Here is an 18,750-nt window from a genome sequence, read left to right as displayed (position 1 = left end):
CGGTGGCGCCGTCGACTCGATTGCAACCGCATCAGAACAACCGCGTCAGCTTGAAACCGAAGGCGAAGATGACGGCGGCCACGCTGATGCAGCCGTGCAGGCCAAAGGCGACATAGGATGCGATCTCCGCCGCACGCTGGTGGCGGAGGGCCCAGCAGGCTCCTGCCAGTACCAGCAATTCGAATACCATCAGGCCTGCGTACGGCCAGTCCTTCGCCGCCCAAATGTACCGCAGCCGAAAGCCGGCGCCCACCAGCACGGCGAGCGCCACGATCGCGTTGAGCGCCAGCAGCGGCTTCATTCCGTCCGCAGCGAGGCACAGCCGCATGAGGACGCCGAGATGCGCGACCACCGCGAGCAGGGTCGTGGCTTGGAGGACGGCGTTGGAGGAAATGGCGGGAAGCGGGGACGAAGGCTGGGGCGGAAACGACGCACCGTGGCGGCGCGTGAATCAGCTGTCGATGCACGATTCAAATCGTCGCCCGCAGGAGCATGAGCAACTGGATGATCGTCGGGCGATCAACGTGCGGCCGCACTTTTGGCATCGCTTCGTCGGGCCGGGTGAAATCACTTCCGACGGTGAACGCACGACGGCACGCGCTTCCCCTTGGCCTCTCATTGTTGATGGTGACGTTGGCGTGGGTCGCGCGGGCGGCCGAGGCGCCGCCGCTCACGACCGCGGCCGCGGTGCGGATGCTGCCGCCGGACGCAGCGGCCGCGGAACGGCCCGTGCGGTTGCGCGGGACGTTGCTGCTCGTGACGCGTCAGCGCGATGCGTTGGTGCTCCGTGACGAAACTGACGGCATCTACATCGAATTGAACCACACGGTGGGCAACGCCCGCCGGCCCGGGGACCAGTTGGAGGTCGAGGGCGTGACGGGGGCGGGGGACTTCGCGCCGATGGTGCGGGCGCAGCGCGTCACCTGGCTGGGGACGGGGCCGCTGCCGGAACCGCGACCGACGACGATTGCGGAATTGAATGCCGGTGGCTTCGACGCCGCGTGGATCGAACTCGAGGGGATTGTGCGGGCGTGCAAACCTGCGGCGCCGGAGGGACCGGCGGTGGCACGCGGTGGCGCGATCGCACCGGAGGTGTGGGCGCTGACGCTGGCGCAAGGCGACGACCGGATGACCGTGCAACTGCGGGATCGCGCGGAGCCGGAGGCGCTGATCGACGCCAGGGTCCGCCTGCGCGGCGTCGTCTTCAACGTGCACAACGCGAACCGCCAGTTCGTGCGCGCCCATGTCCAGGTCGCGCATCAAGATCTCATCACCCTGCTCACGCCGCCACCGCCGGATCCGTTTGCCCGCCCGTTGCAGCGGATCGACGACATCCTGCGTTTCACCCCGTCCGGTTTCACGGGCCACCGCGTCCACGTGCGCGGCGTGGTGACGGCGCATCACGAGGGGCGCACGGTGTGGCTGCAGGACGGAAATCGCGGGCTGCGCGTTGCGTCGGACCAGGAGGGCACGCTGCTGCCGGGCGACGAACTCGAAGTCGTGGGCTTTGCCGATCACGGCGGCTACGCCCCGGCCCTGAGCGACGCGCGTTTCCGGAAAGTGGCCACGGGCGCACCGCCGCTTCCCGTCGTCCTGCGCGCGGCGGACGAGATTGCGCGGCAGGATTCCAACCTCGTGCAGATTGAAGCGCGGCTCGACGACGTGCGGTCGACGGCGGACGGACTCGTGCTGACGTTGAACTGGAACGACTCGATCGTGGGCGCACTGTGGCCGCGCCGCGCCGGCGAGCCGGGCGATGCCGCGTGGGAGCCCGGCAGTCGGGTGCGGGCGACGGGGATTTGCGTGCCGCGCCAGTTGGATTTTTCCCGTCCGTCCGGGTTGTGGGTGGCCGATCAAATGCAACTCCTGCTGCGCACCGCGGCCGACCTGACGGTGATTCAGCCGGCACCCTGGCTGAACAGCCGGCGCGCGTTGCTGGTCGCGATCGCCGTCGCGGCCGTCGTGCTGTGTGCGTTGGTCGTGGTCGCGATTCTGGCGCGCCGGCAGATCGCGCAGCGGGAGGAGGCGCGCAAGTTCGCCGAGGTGGAGTTCGCCGCGATGCTGGCCGAGCGCAATCGTCTCGCGCGTGAACTCCACGACACGATTGCGCAGGAGCTGAACGCCGTCTCGATGCAGATGGAACTGGCGAAGAACTCCGCGACGACGGGCACCATCGACGACGTGCTGCCTCATCTGTCCACCGCCCACGGCATCGTCCGCGGCTGTATCGCCGAGGTGAGGGAGTCGATTTGGGACATGCGGTCGCACATCCTGGAAAAACACGATTTGCTCGGCGCGCTGCGCCTCGTCGCGGAACAGCTGAGCGCGGGGCAGGGCTGCGCGATTCACGCCCAGACTTACGGCCGGCCGCGTCGCCTCGCCCCGATGATTGAAAACAACCTGCTGCGCATCGGGCAGGAGGTGGTGTCGAATGCGTTGAAGCACGCGCAGGCGCGGGAGATTCGACTGGAACTGCACTTTGATCCGGCGCGCGTGCGTTTGGTGGTGCGCGACGACGGCCGTGGTTTCGATCCGAACGCTCCGCGTCCGGGCGGACATTTCGGACTGCGTGGCATCAGGGAGCGCGTCGAGCAGATGAACGGCGAGCTGCACCTCCGCGGCCGCGACGGTGACGGCACGACGGTCGACGTTGCGGTCCCGGTGGCGGATGCCTAAGCTTTCCGGCCTTGATCACGCCATGAAACGGAAGTCCGCCGCACCCATCTCCGTCCTGATCGTCGAAGACCATCCGACGTTTCGCATGGGACTCGCGGCGTTGATCGAAAGTCAGGCCGACATGACGGTGACGGCGCAGTTCGGCTCCGGCGAAGAGGTGCTCGCGGCTTATGCGCGGGGAATCGCCTCGGTCATTCTGATGGATCTGCGTTTGCCCGGCATGGGTGGAGTGGAAGCCATCATCGGTCTGGTCGCGCGCGATCCTGGTGTCCGCGTGATCGTGCTCACGACCTACGAGGCGGATGAGGATGTGTTCCGCGCGATGCAGTCCGGGGCGAAGTCGTATCTGTTAAAAGACATGTCGACCGAGGAAATCGCGGGCACGATACGCGCGGTGCATCGCGGCGGCACCGAGATCCCGCCGCGCATTGCGGAGCGCCTCGCCGCGCGCGCCCAGCGTGAGGATCTCACCGCGCGGGAGCGGGAGGTGCTGCAGGCGTTGGTGCGCGGGCGCAGCAACAAGGAGATCGGGGCGCAGCTCTGCATTGCGGAGGAGACGGTGAAGTCGCACCTCAAGACCCTGTTCGCGAAGCTCAAGGTGCGCGACCGCACGGACGCCGCCATCAGCGCGGTGCGCCAGGGTATCGTGCACCTGGAGTAGTTCAGTCCCGCGAATTCACCCCAATGGGGGAGTGGTGGCGGTTCGGCGCATTTGGTACTCTCGTGCCCCGCGGTGCAGTTGAAAGGTGAAGGTTGAAAGTTCCTGCAGGCCAGCTGAGCAGCTCTTTCACCTTTCACCTTTCACCTTTCATCTGCACGTGTCTCGAACCCCACTCATCATGACCCGGCTACCCTTTGGCCATTTTGCCCAACTCCCTGCTTCCATTTCCGCGGTGCCCGCGAGTTCCCGTCGTGCCGCCGCCGTGGCTCGCGCCGTGGCGTTTTCGATCGGTTTGCTCGCCGCGCCGTGGGCTCTCGCGCAAACGGTTGCGCCGGTCACCGACCCGAAGCCGGAGGATCCGGTCGAGTTGAGTCCGTTCGTCGTCGCCACCTCGAAGGATGTGGGCTACCAAGCCACGAACACGCTCGCCGGTACCCGCCTCAACACCAACCTCAAGGACATCGGCGCCGCCGTCTCGGTCTACACGCAGGAGTTTCTCGAGGACATCAACGTCTCGAAGCTCCAGGATATTCTCACCTTTACCGCCGGGACGGAAGTCGGTGGGCAGAACGGCAATTTCTCCGGCGTCACCGGTGAAAGTTCCGCCGAGGTGCGCGACGATCCCTCGAGCGTCAATCGCGTGCGCGCCCTCGCGCAGGCCACCCGCACCCGGGACTTTTTTGCGACCGACCTGCCGGGCGACGCCTACAATTTCGACACGATCACCGTGAGCCGCGGACCGAACGCCGTCCTGGCTGGCGTCGGCAACGCGGGCGGCATCATCGACTCGTCGCTCCGCAAGGCGACGTTCGCGAACAACGCCCGCGTGGTCTCCCGCTTCAGCTCCTACGGTTCGCATCGCGAAGAGCTCCACTTCAACAAGGTTCTCGTCCCGGGCCGTCTCGCGATCCGGCTGGACCTGCTGAACGACGAAAAGAAATACCGCCAGCAGCCCGCCTATGAAACGGATCGGCGCCTCTACGGCGCCGTGCAGTACCGCGTGTTCGAGCCGAAGCGCGGGGGCGTCCTCGGTCGCGGCACCCTCCGCGCCAACGTGGAGACCGGGAACATCGACGGCGTCCCGCCCGATCCGCTCACTCCGACGTTCACCGTCGGCAACTGGTTCAACGCGCTCAATCCGAAGTGGCAGTGGAATGGCGCGCTCCAGCAGTTGCAGACCTCGTCCGGTGCTCCGCTCACGGGCACGGTGGCTCAGACCGGAGTGTACCAGGGTTTCCCGCTCTATGCCCAGTGGGCGCTGATTTACTCGAACCCGAGCTCCGGGGTCGCTGGCTTGGGGAGTGCGGACGCATCCCTGGCCAACCTGCAGGGTTTCCAGGGCACCATTCCCGCCGCGGCCGCGGGCGGACCCGGCGGCGCGCTGCGCGGCACGGGCGATCCGGCGCGTTCCAATGGCAAGCCCGGCTATCTGCGCACGCACCTGATCGACCCGCGGATTTTCAATTTCTACGACCATCTGCTCACGGGCGTGTTCGACCATCGCTCCCAGACTTTCAACGCGAGCGATTTTCGCTACGAGCAGCTCTTGCTCGGGGGCAAGGCGGGCTTCGAGGCTGCTTACAATTACCAGACCTTCACCCGACGCCGCGATTTCCCGATCCCCGGCTCCGGTGATGACGAGGGCATCTTCGTCGACGTGAATTCCGTCCTGAGCATCCGCACGCCGGCTTATCCAAATGGCGTGCCCAATCCGAACTTCGGCCGGCCGTTCATCTCCACTCCGGATGTGTTTCGCGATCAGATGAACCGCACGACGCGCGAGTCCTACCAGCTGACGGCGTTTTTCAACCAGGATTTCTCCAAGAGCGAAACCCGGTGGGCCCGCGCGCTCGGCCGGCACACGCTCTCGGGCCTGCTGTTCAAGACGAACATCGAGCGTTTCAACCGCACCTACGGCAGCACGTGGGATCCCAGCGGACCGCTCAATCCCTTCACCAACAACTCCGGCGTCCTGCCCGGGCTCTTCGGCGCGCAGGTCAACGGCTGGTTCTATCTCGGCCCCTCGATGCTGTCTGCCAACAGTGTCTCCGACGTTCGCCTCCAGCCCATCAGCGCCGAGCGGCCGCAGTACGGGCAGTCCTACACCGTCCGTATCTACGATTCCACGACGCGGTCCTTTGTCACCGGATCGGCGAAACCGATCCGCGTCCTGAACCGGCTCGTCGACCAGCGCGAGGAGCTGAACTCGTCGGCCGTCGCCCTGCAAAGCCACTGGCTGAAGGATTATGTCACGACCATCGTCGGCTGGCGTGAGGATCGGGATGAAGGCTCCTCGTCGCTCACGCCAGCGCGGCTGGCCAACGGCAATCTGGACGAATCCGCAGTGACGTTTCAGCCGTCGATCGCGCAGGGCAAACGCAGCTGGACCAAGAGCGTCGTTGGCCGCCTGCCGGTGCGGTTGCCCGGCGACACCGAGCTGCGCGCCTTCTGGAGCGAGTCCGGGAACTTCACGCCCGGCGGTCAGCGTCGCAACATCTGGAACGAGGAAGTCGGTTCGCCCGCGGCGGAAACGACCGAGCAGGGCGTGTCGATCAGCACCTTCAACGGAAAGTTTTTCCTGAAGGTGAACCGCTTCGACACCCGCATTCAAAACGATGCCGTGAGCGGGGTCCGGAACGCCTTCGCCTACATCAGCTCCACGATCAATAACATGGTTCAGGCCAACCTCGGCGGCCTCGCTCCGTCCGGCTACGGCTACACCACCGCCAGCGGCGGCAGTCCGTACGCGAACTTCGAGCAGGTCGCGCGGGCACTCTACGACACGATCCCGAAACGGCTGCGGATCGGCAGCGAGTATAATTTCAATCCGCGCCTGACCGGGTCCGGCGCCGGTTTGCAGTGGGTGCCTGACTCCATCACGGGCCTGGTCTCGACCAGCGACACGAAGTCCACCGGCACCGAATTCGAGGCGATCGTCAATCCGCTCTCGGGTTGGCGCGTCGCTTTCAGTGTCACCGAGAATGAAGCCGTTAAGGCCGACGTGGCGCGCCAGGAGCTGGCGTTCGCGAACGAGTGGGTGGCTAATGTGCGGGCGAAGGACGGCGGCGCGCTCATCAACGGGCAGCGCAATCCGGTGCAAAGCGCCACGCTCGGGACCTTCCTCGCCCAATACGACGGCGAGCACACGACCTTCATCCGCACGTCCGCCGCCCAGTCCGGTGTATCCACGGCCGAGGTACGCAAGTGGCGCGCGAACGTCGTGACGCGCTACGAATTCCAGCGCGGCCTGCTCCGCGGCGTGAGCGTCGGCGGCGCCCTCCGCTGGCAGGACAGGGTTGGCGTCGGCTATCCGAACCTCAGCGCGACGCCCAACACGCAGTATCTGCCCGACATCGCGCACCCGCTCTACGGACCGCGCGACACCCAGGTCGACCTCAGCCTCGGCTATCGTCACCGCTTCAAGGTGCGCGGTGCTCCGATCACCTGGAATGTCGGCGTCAATGTTCGCAACCTGACCGCCAAGGACACCCTCATCCCGATCGCCGCGAACCCCGACGGAACCTGGGCAACGTTCCGCATTCCGCCCGAGCGCACGTGGAGCGTGGCCAACTCGTTCGCGTTCTGATTGGAACGGGGCACTGCTTGTGAACATGCCCTTTCTTCGTTTTGCCTTGGCCGCGTGGGTGGCCGCCGTGAGTTCAGCCGTCGCCGCGGAAACGCGGCCCAACATCGTCGTGATCGTTGCGGACGATCTCGGCTATGGTGATCTCGGCTGCTACGGCGCGACGCGGGTAAAGACGCCGCATGTCGATCGCCTTGCCGCGGCCGGTGTGCGTTTCACGGCGGGCTACGCGCCGTCGTCCACCTGCACGCCGACGCGCTACGCGCTGCTGACGGGCGAATATGGCTGGCGACAGCCGGAGAAGAAGACGGCCATCCTCGATGGCGACGCGCCGCTCGCCATCGAGCCGGATCGCGCCACGCTGCCGCGTTCGCTCCAGCAGGCGGGCTACCGCACGGGCGTCGTGGGCAAATGGCATCTGGGCCTCGGCAACGGTCGCGTGCCGGTGGATTTCAACGGCCGAATCCGGCCGGGCCCGCTGGAGATCGGTTTCGACTACTGCCACATCATCCCGGCCACCGTGGATCGCGTGCCGTCGGTGTGGATCGAGAATGATCGCGTCGTGGGACTCGAGGCCGCCGATCCGATCGCGGTGAGTTATCAGAAGGATTTCGGCACCGAGCCCAACGGCGTGGATCGTCCGGATCTGCTCAAGGTCGGGGCGGACCGGCAGCACAGCGGCACGATCATCAACGGCATCAGCCGCATCGGCTATATGCGCGGCGGGAAAGCCGCGCGCTTCAAGGACGAGGAGCTGCCCGACACCGTCGTGCGGAAGTCGATCGCGTTTCTCGAGGCCAACCGCGCGCAGCCGTTCTTTCTCTACGTGGGACTCTTTGAGCCGCACGTGCCGCGCACGGTGGCCGCGCGTTTCAACGGCGCGACGTCGCTCGGCATTCGCGGCGATGTGATCGCGCAGATGGACTGGATGACGGGCGAAATTATGCAGGCGCTCGACCGGCTCAAGCTGGCGGACAACACGCTCGTGATCTTCACCAGCGACAACGGGCCGGTGCTCTTCGACGGCTATCACGATCGGTCGCGCGAGGACACAAAGGATCATCGTCCCGCTGGCGGCCTGCGCGGCTGGAAATATCTGGTGTACGAAGGAGGCTGTCGCGTGCCGCTGATCGCCCGCTGGCCGGCACGGATTCGTCCGCGCGTGACCGATCAGATGTTCAGCCTCGTTGATCTTTACGCGACGCTCGCGCCGCTCGCTGGCGCGAAGGTTTCCTCCGCCGCGACCGACAGCCTGGATCTCTCGCGGGTGTTGCTCGGCGAGACGGCGGCCAATCTGCGCGACCACACCGTGCTGCACGGCATCGCGAACACGCTGTCGCTCCGCGCGGGCGACTGGAAATATGTGCCCGCCACCGCGAGCGGTCCGGCGTCCGGCATCGGCAGCGGGGCGAATCCGGACGACACCCGGTTTGCGGAGAGCCGGATTCCGGCGCCGCAGCTGTTTGATCTGCGCACCGATCCGGCGGAATCGAAGAACGTGATCGCCCAATTTCCGGACAAGGCGGCCGAGCTGAAGCAGCGGCTCGCTGCCATCGTGGCCGGCCGGAACCGCAACGGCGCGCCATGACCGACGCGTCGCCGTCCAGGAGGTGCGAGTGAGCGGGTCAGGCACACGGGCCTGATCCCAGCAGCCCGTAATCGCTGGATTTTGGGCGTGGTCGCCTGGTAATCCGCTCGCGACCCAGATAAGCGCAAAGACGCAAAGGTCCAAAGGTCCGGGCAAAGGATATACCTTAGCGGCTCGACCTTTGCTTCTTTGCATCGTTGCGCTTAGTCACACCTCGGGCGAGTGGCCTATCGTCAAACGATCAAAGGACGTTGGTATGATACCAATCGCTGCTTGCTTTTGGACTTCTGGATCGATCGTGGCTACGAGCGCCAGCGAGTGGCCGAACGACCACTCGCTGGCGCTCGTAGCCACGGCTAAAGTCCAAAAGCAAAGAGCGATTGGTATGAGGCCTGAGACTCACGGCGCCGGTGGGGTGAAGGGGGGGCGCGTGACTTAAGCCGGCGGCCAGACTGATCCGGCCAGTTCCCGGGGGAGTTGGGTGGGATCGGTCGGGTAGACGAGGGACAGGTCCATTTGGGATTTTGATCCCTGCAGAAATTCGAGCTCCTCCGGCGCGCCGATGATCAACCACAGGACCTCGCGATCGGTATCGTTGAACACCTGCCGCAGGGGTTCGGGGCCGACGAGGACGCCGCCGTAGCGCGGCACGGTTAACGTTGTTTCGCCGACGCGCATCCGGCCGACGCCTTCCAACACAAAGTAAAACTCCTCGGCGCGGATGTGCTTGTGCAGCGTGTTGGCGCTTTGGGGCGGTAACCGCCAGAGCCTCGCGCCGAGGTTTTCACTCCCGGTGCGCTCGAGAAAATCCGCGTTCGGGATTTTCATGAGATGAGAAGGACGCCAGTGGAGATCGTCGGGCGTGATGAGTGAATAGCCTTGGATGGGTTTCATGGATTCCGGGTGGGTGGGTGGGTGAACGGGCGCCGGCGCTATTTGACCTGAAGGGCAGAGTCGCGACTCGCAAACGTACGGGCAAAGGCTGCGCAATTCAGGGAGTTCTTGCCCCAATCAAAAACCTGGGTGACCCAGCTGCACCTCGACTCCACCGAGACCACGGAGGCGTGGACTTTCACGGTCACGAGCTCACCCCAGGAACGCCAGCTGGCGCGCGCCCGGTAAACAAAATGGTGGTCGGTTTCGTCCAGCTGGCGCCAGCCCACGAGCGACGCGCTTTGCCGGGCGCGAGCTCGGGCCTCACGTGGGTTCAGCGTATGAACAATTTCCTGACATTGGCTGGCGGTGAGTGGCAGCGGCATGGAAGAAGGAGGGCGGGCGAAGAAAACCAGCGAGGGCGGTGCCGTCCCATCGGTCCTGCGCGCGAGTGTCTTTCCTCAGGTGGCGGGAGAAGAAACTTTATTTGGCGCGAGGGCTCGAGCTTCGGCCGCGCGAACCAGCGCCCACAGGGTTTGATTGACCGGAGTGGGTACACCCCGGTCGCGTCCGAGCCTCGCGATGTAGCCGTTGAGCGCATCGATTTCGGTGCGCTTCTTCCGTTGGAGATCGAGGGCGGTGGAAGAATAGGCACCCGCGATTTGACGCGTGAGTTGGCGGACCGTGGCGATTGCGGCAGCCGCGTCGGCCATGTGGGTCGGATTGACTCCCGCCGCCCGGGCGACGGCCAGTGCCTCAAGGATCACGCTCACGGCCGTTTCCCAGCAGGCGTCGTCCTCTCCGATCGCTCCGTAGGTCAGGTGACACAGCGCAGAAATTGCATTCAGCGCGCAGTTGCAGATCAGCTTTTCCCAAAGCTGATCCTGGATCCGATCGGAAACGACGCAGCCGACGCCCGCGTCCTGAAAGAGCTGCGCGATTTCCTGCAACCGGCTGCCGTTCGGACCGATGACGAGATCGCCCCGGCCGGTGTGTTTCACGACGCCCGGCGTGGGCATCGCCGCAGCCAGATAGACGGCGGCCGGGATCGTCGGGCCACCCGTGGCCGCGCTGATCAGGGTCGCGTTCTCCACGCCGTTTTGCAGGCTCAACACCGTGCAACCGGGCCGCAGGTACGGCGCCAGCGCCCGCGCCGTGGCGACCGTATCCGTGGTTTTCACACCGAAGAGAATCAGATCGGCGCCGGCGGCAGCGCTGAGCTGAGTCGAGGCGTCCACCGCAATGGTCTCCTTGAACTTCAAGGTATCCAGGACGAGTCCGTTTCGTTTGATGGCTGCGACCACGGCCTCCCGGCCGATCATCACGGTCGGAATGCCGGCCCGGGCCAGCATGCCACCGAAATAACCGCCGACGGCGCCGGCGCCGACGACCGCGACCCTGAACTTTGTAGGCCCGAGGCGAAGTGGCATTGGTGCTGGATTTGAAATCTCAGTCATCGGGTTCGGTTCACTCGACGGCGGCGTCCGGCATTTTCCGAAAGCTGGCGGCCATCCGGTTCCAGAAGTTCGCCAGGCTGGCGCACAGGGTCAGTTCAACGATCTCAGTTTCGGAATAAAAGGCCTGGAGATCGGTGTAGAATTCATCGCTGGGCGGAGCGGAGGCGAGCAGCGTGACGGCCTCCGCCCAGGCCAGCGCGGCCTTCTCCTGCCGGGAGAAAAACGGCGACTCCCGCCAGACCGGAAGTGAATCCAGCCGTTGTTGTTTTTCGCCCCAAGCGCGGGCCTCCCGGCTATGACGATCGGTGCAATAGACGCAGCCGTTGAGTTGGGAGATCCGGGTTTCCACCAAGGCCCGGACTTTCCGATCAAGCGTGAAGGCGTCCTGTTCCTGTGTGAGGGTGCGCAGTCGGCCGATCAATTCGGGCTTTGTTGCGAAGTAGTTTGCCCGGAGGCCAGCGGTGGGGGTGCTCATGCGTCCTCCGGTCAAAGCACACCGGCCTCGAGCGGCTGCAGATAAAGAAAGCGTGGCGCCGCCACGCCAGCATCCTTGCGGATCTGCGCCAGCCGGGGAGATTCGAAAAAGCTCCTGGCGTCGGCGTGGGAGGACCAGCTCGAGAAATGGACAATCAGATTCGGTGCGGCTGCGTCGCGGAGCACCTGGTAGGACCGCTCCCCGGCGGCTTTTCGAATAGGGGCGGCCGAATCAAAAATACCCTTCCAGTGTGCGTAGTCCCGCACCTCGTGGATGATCAGCACGTGCGGGTGATGAGGAAGGGAGTCGAGGTTGGTGATAGCGTCGCGCGAGGGCATGCGGGCAAAGTATCAGCAACGGCATTATGCTGGAAATACCAAGAATGTGACGTATCGATACCGAACCAGCATGATTGATTATTCGCTTCGGGAGTTGGAATGCTTCGTGGCGGTGGCCGAGGAACTTTCGTTCACGCGGGCCGCGCGGCGCATGCATTTGTCCCAGCCGCCACTGTCGCGGCACATCCAGTCCCTGGAGGACCGGCTCGGCGTCCAGCTGTTCGTGCGGTCGCCCCGTTCCGTGGCGCTGACGCCGGCAGGGCGCGCGTTTGTGGCCGATACCAAGGGAGCGCTGAACCAACTGCAGCGGGCGGCGGATCGGGCGAAGCGCGCGGCGCGCGGAGAAGTGACCCGGCTGGATCTCGGCTTTGTCAGCGCCGTGTTGAAACCGGAACTGATCAGCATCTTGCAACGGTTTCGCACGGCCTGTCCCGCGGTAAACCTGACCCTGCATGACTGCCCTCCGGCCGATCAGCTGCGGGCGATTGCCGAGGGCCGCCTGGACGGGGGCTTCGTGGGATCGTCGCCCGTGACGCCGTCGGCGGGACTCGTATTCATTCCGTGGAGTCGGGAGCCGTTGCTGGCGTTTCTTCCCCGCGGGCATCGGTTCCAACACGCGGCCAAGGTCAGGCTGGCGGATCTGGCCGGCGAGCCGTTTGTCATGGTTGCGGCCGAGTCGGCGCCCTGTTTCTCGCTCCAGATTCACGAGCTTTGCAGCCGGGCGGGCTTCCGGCCGAAAGTGGTGCAGGAAGCGGTTCGCGGACAGGCGGTCGCGGTGATGGTGGCGGCGGGCGCGGGTGTCGCCATTCTGCCCGCGTCGATGGCGCGCATCGCCGGAGATGCCGTGGTCGCGATCCCGCTCGCGGACAAAGGCACCGCGGTGACGTATGTCTTTGCCCACCGCAGCGGGGACAAGGCTGCCTCGCTCCGGGATTTCGTGGCCCGATTGCAGCGATGAAGCGGGGGCTTGGCTCAAGGTCCGCGCGGTCGCCATCGTCGGAGTAGGGAAGCGAGTGGCCCGATCCGGTTCCGGCAAAGCCTCCGGGCGCGCCTGCCGTTAGACGCAGCACCGGCGGTTTGGGCCTGGTCGAAAGTGGGAAAAATTTTGCCAACGTGTTTTTGACCTGAACCCGCTCGACACTCCGCGACGCCGATTCGATAAAACGTCGCCCCTGCCCCCGGCCCCTCCGGCGGCCAACCCCATGTCCACCGCCGAAAAGGCCCGCTGGTTTTCCGAGCACGTCCACCCGCACGAGCCCGCTCTCCGCGCCTACCTGTCGAAGCGGTTTCCCGCGCTGCCCGACCACGACGACCTCGTGCAGGAAACCTACGCGCGACTCCTGCGCGTCGAGGATCCCGACCGGCTCGCGCACCCGAAGGCCTTTCTCTTCACCACCGCCCGCAACGCCGCCATCGATCTCTTTCGCCGCCGACACGTCCACCCGCACGAATCCCTGGCCGATCACGAGGGGCTCATCGAACTGCCGCTGCTCGACACGCCGCCCACGGCCGTCGAAACGCTGGAACGCCGCCAGCGACGCGAGGCGCTCACCGAGGCCCTGCGCGCGCTGCCCGAACGCTGCCGCGAGGTGATGCTGCTCCGCTACCTTGACGGCTGCTCCGGCAAGGAAATCGCCGGCCGCCTCGGCATTTCCCTCGGCACCGTCAAGGGCCACCTGCTCAAGGGCGTCCGCGACTGCGCCCGCTATTTCGAAGCCCGCGGCCTCGTCGACGCCGCGCCCGACCGCGAACCGGCCCCATGACGCCTCCGTCCTCTCCCGCCACGCCGCCGCCCGATCCCGCCGCAGTCGAGGACGCCGCGATCGGCTGGCTCACTGAACGCGACGACGGCTTCACGCCCGCCCGCGAACGCGAGTTCACGCAATGGCTCCGCGCCGATCCGCGCCACGCCGCCGCCGTCGCCCGGCTGGAGCAAACCCTCGGCCTGCTCGGTGAACTCCCGGACTTCCGCGCCGAGCTCAACACTACCTTCGATCGCGCCGCGCCCGTCGTCCCGTTTCCACCCCCGGCCAATCCCGTGCCGCACCGTCGGCCGCGGCGCGCCTACGCGTGGGCCGGCGTGGCGGCCGCGCTCACCCTAAGCGCCTTCGTCGGCTGGCGCGCCCTGTCGCGGTCACCAGAAATCCACTACACGACCACCGTCGCCGGCTACGAGCGCGCCCGCCTTGACGACGGTTCGACCGTGGAACTCAACGCCGCCACCGCCGTGCGCGTGCAGTTCACCGGCGCCGAGCGTCGCGTGCAACTGGAGGCCGGCGAGGCGCACTTTGCGGTGGCCCCCGATACGACGCGCCCCTTCATCGTGAACGCCGGCGGCGTTTCCGTGCGCGCCGTGGGCACCGCCTTCAACGTCCGCTACGCGACCGACGGCGCTGTCGAAGTCATCGTCACCGAGGGCAAGGTGCGCGTTGGCCAGGCCGGTCCCGCCTCCTCGGCCGCGGCGTCCGCTCCGCTCGTCGCCGCCGGTGAACGCCTCGTGCTGCCGAAGCGGGCGCCGCCGCCGGTCGTGGAAAAGGTCGCTCCCTCGGCCCTGCGCGCCGCGCTGGCCTGGCAGGCTACGCTCGCGGATTTTGCCGACGCCCCACTGGTGGATGTGATCGCCCGCTTCAACGCCCGCAGCCGCGTGCAGCTGATCCTTGCCGATCCGGCGCTCGCCGACCGCCGCGTCGGCGGCACCTTCGCGCTCGACGAAGCCGAGGCCTTCGTGCGGTTGCTGGAGCGCGACGGGGAAATCGCCGGCGAGCGCCGCGGTGAAACTGAAATCCACCTGCGCCGCGCGCGGTGACGTGAGCACGCAGTGCCTCCCGAGCCCGTATGCGTGGTCGATCCCAGACTCTGTGCACAGGAGGTAACGGAGGAAACGGAGCGGCTCAGCCGGACATCCGGTCTCCGTTCCCGCTGCGTCCTGCGATGAAACGGATTTCTGTGGCCGGCCCAACATGACGCAGACCCCTATGCGCGGTCGACTTCAGGCCTTGCTCACAGGAGTTAACGGAGGAAACAGAGCGGCTTCGTCGGGCATCCGGTCTCTGTTCCCTCCGTTTCCTCCTGTGAAAGGTTTTTCCTTACCCGGCTCCGGCTCAAAAAACGTTCCGGTGCGACCAGGTCCTTTTGTCCGTCGCTGCGTTACTGGAGTAGTCCTGCTGCTCCGCATGCTGTCTCCCCACGTCTCCGCACCCCTCGCCGTCGCCGCCCTGTGCGGTACGATCGTGTCCGGCGCGACGACTCCCGTGGCGGCTCCGGCGGAGAAGCGGGCCTTCAACCTCCCCCGCGGCGACGCCGCCGTCACGCTCAAGCAATTCGCCGCCGCCGCCGGCACGCCGATCGTCTATCTCGTCGATCGCGTCCGTGGCACCACCACCAACGCGGTGAGTGGCGAGTTCACGCCCCGCGAAGCCCTCGAACGCATGCTCGCCGGCTCGGCCCTCGAAGCCGCGCAGGACGCCGCCACCGGCGCCCTCGTCGTCAGCCGCAAGCGCGTCGCCGAAGTCGTGCCGCAAAAAGGGGAGGTCGGACCTGTTTCAGACCCGCAGCCGCAACCGAAGGCAACCCCCATGAAATCTGCCCGCACTCTCTTCGCCGCGCTTGTTTCCGTGCTGCTCGCGCCGCACCTCGACGCGCAAGCCGGCGCCTCCGCGAATCCTGCCGCCAGGCCGGCTGAGACGGTCATCGTGCTCTCGCCCTTCCAGGTCGCCTCCGATGCCGACCGGGGCTATCAGGCCCTCAACACTCTCTCCGGCACGCGCCTCAATTCAAAACTCGAGGACCTCGGCTCTTCGATCACGGTCGTGACCAAACAACAGATGACCGACCTGGGCATGCTCGATATCAACGACGTGTTCCGCTACGAGGCCAGCACCGAGGGCACCGACAATTTCACCCAGTTCGTCCGCGACCGCACCGGCGGAATCGGCGATCAGGTGCAGTCGAATCCGCAACAGTCCAACCGTATCCGCGGTCTCGGCGCGGCGGGCACGAGCGGCCTGGGCGTCAACACCGCCTTCGGCAATTTCGCGACGAACAACGCGATTCCCTTCGATCCCTACAATATCGCCGCCATCGAAGTGTCCCGCGGACCCAACTCCAATCTCTTCGGCCTCGGCGCCGCCGCCGGCACCGTCAATGTCGTGCCGACGCAAGCCAACTTGGAGCGCCGCAGCTATAGCGCCGATCTGCGGTTCGACAGTTACGGCGGTCATCGCGAGAGCCTCAACATCAACACCCCGCTGCTGCCCGGGAAACTTGCCCTCCGGATCGCCGGCGTGAATGAAAGCAAAGGATTTGTGCGCAAGCCGTCCGCCGAGCGGATCCACCGCGAATTCGCCACGCTCCTCGCGCGGCCCTTCCGGAACACGACGATACGCGCCACGGCCGAACGCTACCGCAACGACTACCGCCGCCCGAATTCCATCACCCCGCGCGATACCACCACAGAGTGGAAAGCCGGTGGCAGTCCCACTTGGGATCCGACGACGCAGATGGTCACGTTTGCCAACGGCACGAAGGCCGGGCCCTTCGCTTCGGACAACGCCGCCGCGATCACCGTCGCGCCCGGAGTCACCACCGCGCTCTCCGCTTTCCCGGCCGGCTTGATTGGCGGCTACAACGGGTTCTATTCCCGCCCGATGGTGATAGTGGACAACAACCGCATCCAGGAATTCACCATTACGAAGACAAACAACGCCGTCACGGGCACCACGCTCCCGACGAATCCGTTCAACGGCGGCAACAGCACGCTGCGGTATTTGCAGACCGGCACCGACATCATGCGGCGGTTCTCCGTCCTCGGCTCGCAAGGCCTGCCGCTCTACATCGTGCCCGGCACGACGGATCGATCCGTCTATGACTGGACCTCATACAATTTTGTTGCGCCCAATCACGGTACGGATCGGGCGAAAACCTACAGCACCGAGATCGAGCAGATCATTCTAAGCAACCCGACCCACCTGCTCGCGGCCCGCATCGGCGGATTCCAGCAAAAATACTCCAAGGACGACTATACCTTGGTCAATACCCTCGAGAGCGTGATTTACGTGGACGTGAACGAGAAGCGGCTCGATGGCACCCCCAACCCCTACTTCAAGCGGCCCTACGTTCAGGCGGCGGCACCGTCGGCCCGATTCGTCCCGAACGATGTCTCCATCCTGTCCGCCGACCTCGCCTATCAGCTGACGCCATCGCAGCAGCCGAAATGGCTCAAGTGGATCGGTCAGCAGCGCTTCGGTGCCCACGCCGAGCAGAACTTCACCGATGCGCAATCGTTCCAACGCGTGACGCGCGCCATCGACACCAACAAGGCTTGGATCAATCCGACTGCCGCGCTGAACCTCAGTGGCGGTCAGTTCCCCTCTCAGCGCTGGTACGTGGGTGACAATCAGGGACAGAATGTGGACTACGGCACCCCGGCCACAGACAACATCATCGGCACCTATCCGTTGACGTGGTTCAACAACCGCACCGGCACGTGGATCAACGACCCGGTCACCATGCGCGAACTGACCAACACCGGTCAGGGCGCCCGGACCCGCACCGAAGTCCGCACCTTCAATGTCACTGCCCAAAGCTTCTTCCTGAAGAACCGCCTCGTGACCACCGTTGGCTGGCGACGGGATCGTCAACGCGTGCGCACTGGCGCCAGCGTCTTCGTCAATCCGGCGACCGGACTGCCCGACGAGTCCAATCTCAATCTGTTTGGTCCCCTCGTGAATTACTTCCCGGCCGCAGGCGGCGGTCCCATCAGTCGTGTCGGTTGGGAGGAACAAGCCGGCGACACCAAGACCTATGGTGCCGTCATCAAGGCGCTGAGCTGGCTCAATTTTCACATTAACAAGTCTGACAGCTTCGCGCCGCAGCCGGTGCTGACACGCGTGGACCGCATCGGCAGCGTGCCCAATCCCCACGGCTACGCCACCGAGTGGGGCGTGAGCGTCACCGCGCTCCAGGGCAAACTCAACGTGCGCCTCAATCGCTACCAAACCAAAGAGCTGAATTCACGCGGCAGCGAGGTGGGCACACTCGGCAATCGCTATCTCGACATGGAAGGCATTCCGGACGGCAGCAATCGGATCCAAGTCTCGTCGTTCCGGTATTTCGCCACGGAAATTGCCCGGGGGCGGCTCGCAGCCCAAGGCATCGCCAACCCCACGGCCGCCCAGCTCGATCCCGCGGTGGCCACGTTGATGGGCATCTCCAATGAAATGTATACCCGCATGGTTTATTCCGGCGCCAGCCAGCCGCGGACCGTCGGCACTACCAATGTCAGCTCGAAGGGCTTCGAGCTTGAGGCCACCTACAATCCCACGCGCAACTGGCGGATGAAATTCACCGGCGCTCAGACCCGGGCGCAGGACGATTCCGTGTCCCCGGAGATTTTCGATTGGTGGCAGGCCCGCCTCCCCGTTTGGACGAGTCTGCGTTCCGACGTGGTGCCCGGTGACGGCAAAGGCCGGCTCTGGTGGGACACCGTTCCTGCCGACTACGTTGTCGGCGGTGAAACGCGCACGCCCCAGACCCGTTGGCTCACCGACCAGTATGGTGCCTTTTTGGCTGCGGCCACCAATGTCGGCCGCCCGCGCACCCAGATCCGCGAGTTCCGATTCACCGGCATCACGAACTACACGTTCTCCGAGGGCCGACTCAAAGATTTCAATCTCGGCGGCGCGGTGCGGTGGGAAAGCAAAGCCTCGATTGGATTCCTCGCCGGTGCGCCGGAGACGAGCGGTGTCTTCCAAGGTGCCGTGCTCTTTCTCGACACCAACAAGCCGGTTTGGGACAAGGCGCGAGCCTACGTCGATCTTTCGGCCGGCTACCGCCTCAAGCTTTGGGGCGACAAAGTGCGCACCAAGGTCCAGCTCAACGTGAAGAACGCCTTCGAAGGCGGCCGCCTCCAGCCCATCGCCATCAATCCAGACGGCACCCCCTACGCCTATCGGATCATCGATCCGCGCCAATTTATCCTGAGCGCGTCCTTCGAGCTTTGATCATCCGATAGCGCGTGTTGGGTCTTTCTCGACGTTGCCGGCGACCTGGTCCGCCCCTGCGGGCGTTCGGTGAACTTGGCAGTGTACGAGTTTGCACC

General features: G+C 65.5%; 14 protein-coding genes. 8 read left to right on the top strand and 6 right to left on the bottom strand.

Annotation, left to right across the window (positions count from 1 at the left end; translation table 11 throughout):
- Positions 1-31: 31 nt before the first annotated feature.
- The gene (locus tag ACLJEU_RS17715; protein ID WP_414660180.1) at positions 32-352 is read right to left on the bottom strand and encodes a hypothetical protein; all 321 of its coding nucleotides are present in this window, start codon (positions 350-352) and stop codon (positions 32-34) included.
- 209 nt (positions 353-561) lie between these two features.
- Here ACLJEU_RS17715 and ACLJEU_RS17710 point away from each other — a divergent pair, with 209 nt between their 5' ends.
- The 4 genes from ACLJEU_RS17710 (at position 562) to ACLJEU_RS17695 (ending at position 8,508) form a co-directional block, all read left to right on the top strand.
- Positions 562-2,676 carry a sensor histidine kinase gene (locus tag ACLJEU_RS17710; RefSeq protein ID WP_414660181.1) on the top strand — a complete coding sequence of 705 codons (2,115 nt, stop codon included), beginning with the start codon at positions 562-564 and terminating at the stop codon, positions 2,674-2,676.
- A 22-nt stretch (positions 2,677-2,698) separates the two neighbouring features.
- Positions 2,699-3,337, top strand: a complete 639-nt coding sequence (locus ACLJEU_RS17705; protein WP_414660182.1) for a response regulator — start codon at positions 2,699-2,701, stop codon at positions 3,335-3,337.
- A gap of 178 nt (positions 3,338-3,515) precedes the next feature.
- Positions 3,516-6,923, top strand: coding sequence for a TonB-dependent receptor plug domain-containing protein (locus ACLJEU_RS17700; protein WP_414660183.1), 3,408 nt, complete (start codon positions 3,516-3,518; stop codon positions 6,921-6,923).
- A gap of 25 nt (positions 6,924-6,948) precedes the next feature.
- Complete coding sequence (locus ACLJEU_RS17695) at positions 6,949-8,508, top strand: sulfatase family protein (protein WP_414660184.1); 1,560 nt, start codon at positions 6,949-6,951, stop codon at positions 8,506-8,508.
- Between the two features lie 435 nt (positions 8,509-8,943).
- On the opposite strand, the gene ACLJEU_RS17690 is transcribed toward ACLJEU_RS17695, so the two are convergent.
- The 5 genes from ACLJEU_RS17690 to ACLJEU_RS17670 all read right to left on the bottom strand — a co-directional run bounded on the left by ACLJEU_RS17690 (position 8,944) and on the right by ACLJEU_RS17670 (position 11,651).
- On the bottom strand, positions 8,944-9,402 hold the full coding sequence (locus ACLJEU_RS17690) for a cupin domain-containing protein (protein ID WP_414660185.1): 459 nt from the start codon (positions 9,400-9,402) through the stop codon (positions 8,944-8,946).
- Between the two features lie 38 nt (positions 9,403-9,440).
- Entirely contained in the window at positions 9,441-9,767 is a 327-nt protein-coding gene (locus tag ACLJEU_RS17685) for a hypothetical protein (protein ID WP_414660186.1), read from the bottom strand.
- A 75-nt stretch (positions 9,768-9,842) separates the two neighbouring features.
- The gene (locus ACLJEU_RS17680; RefSeq protein WP_414660187.1) at positions 9,843-10,811 is read right to left on the bottom strand and encodes a ketopantoate reductase family protein; all 969 of its coding nucleotides are present in this window, start codon (positions 10,809-10,811) and stop codon (positions 9,843-9,845) included.
- Positions 10,812-10,848: 37 nt separating this feature from the next.
- On the bottom strand, positions 10,849-11,313 hold the full coding sequence (locus ACLJEU_RS17675; protein WP_414660188.1) for a carboxymuconolactone decarboxylase family protein: 465 nt from the start codon (positions 11,311-11,313) through the stop codon (positions 10,849-10,851).
- A gap of 11 nt (positions 11,314-11,324) precedes the next feature.
- On the bottom strand, positions 11,325-11,651 hold the full coding sequence (locus ACLJEU_RS17670) for an antibiotic biosynthesis monooxygenase (protein ID WP_414660189.1): 327 nt from the start codon (positions 11,649-11,651) through the stop codon (positions 11,325-11,327).
- 70 nt (positions 11,652-11,721) lie between these two features.
- Here ACLJEU_RS17670 and ACLJEU_RS17665 point away from each other — a divergent pair, with 70 nt between their 5' ends.
- From ACLJEU_RS17665 to ACLJEU_RS17650, 4 genes are all read left to right on the top strand, one after another.
- Entirely contained in the window at positions 11,722-12,609 is an 888-nt protein-coding gene (locus tag ACLJEU_RS17665; protein ID WP_414660190.1) for a LysR substrate-binding domain-containing protein, read from the top strand.
- Positions 12,610-12,853: 244 nt separating this feature from the next.
- On the top strand, positions 12,854-13,414 hold the full coding sequence (locus ACLJEU_RS17660) for an RNA polymerase sigma factor (protein WP_414660191.1): 561 nt from the start codon (positions 12,854-12,856) through the stop codon (positions 13,412-13,414).
- On the top strand, positions 13,411-14,457 hold the full coding sequence (locus tag ACLJEU_RS17655) for a FecR family protein (RefSeq protein WP_414660192.1): 1,047 nt from the start codon (positions 13,411-13,413) through the stop codon (positions 14,455-14,457). Before ACLJEU_RS17660 ends, ACLJEU_RS17655 begins: the two co-directional genes overlap by 4 nt.
- A 367-nt stretch (positions 14,458-14,824) precedes the next feature.
- Entirely contained in the window at positions 14,825-18,652 is a 3,828-nt protein-coding gene (locus ACLJEU_RS17650; protein ID WP_414660193.1) for a TonB-dependent receptor, read from the top strand.
- The last annotated feature ends 98 nt before the right edge of the window (positions 18,653-18,750 follow it).

It is taken from the genome of Terrisphaera buseokensis (assembly GCF_047521145.2).
GTDB lineage: Bacteria > Verrucomicrobiota > Verrucomicrobiia > Opitutales > Opitutaceae > ER46.
The sequence above is the reverse complement of the archived record's forward strand: the minus strand, read 5'-3'. Positions and strand labels throughout refer to the sequence as shown.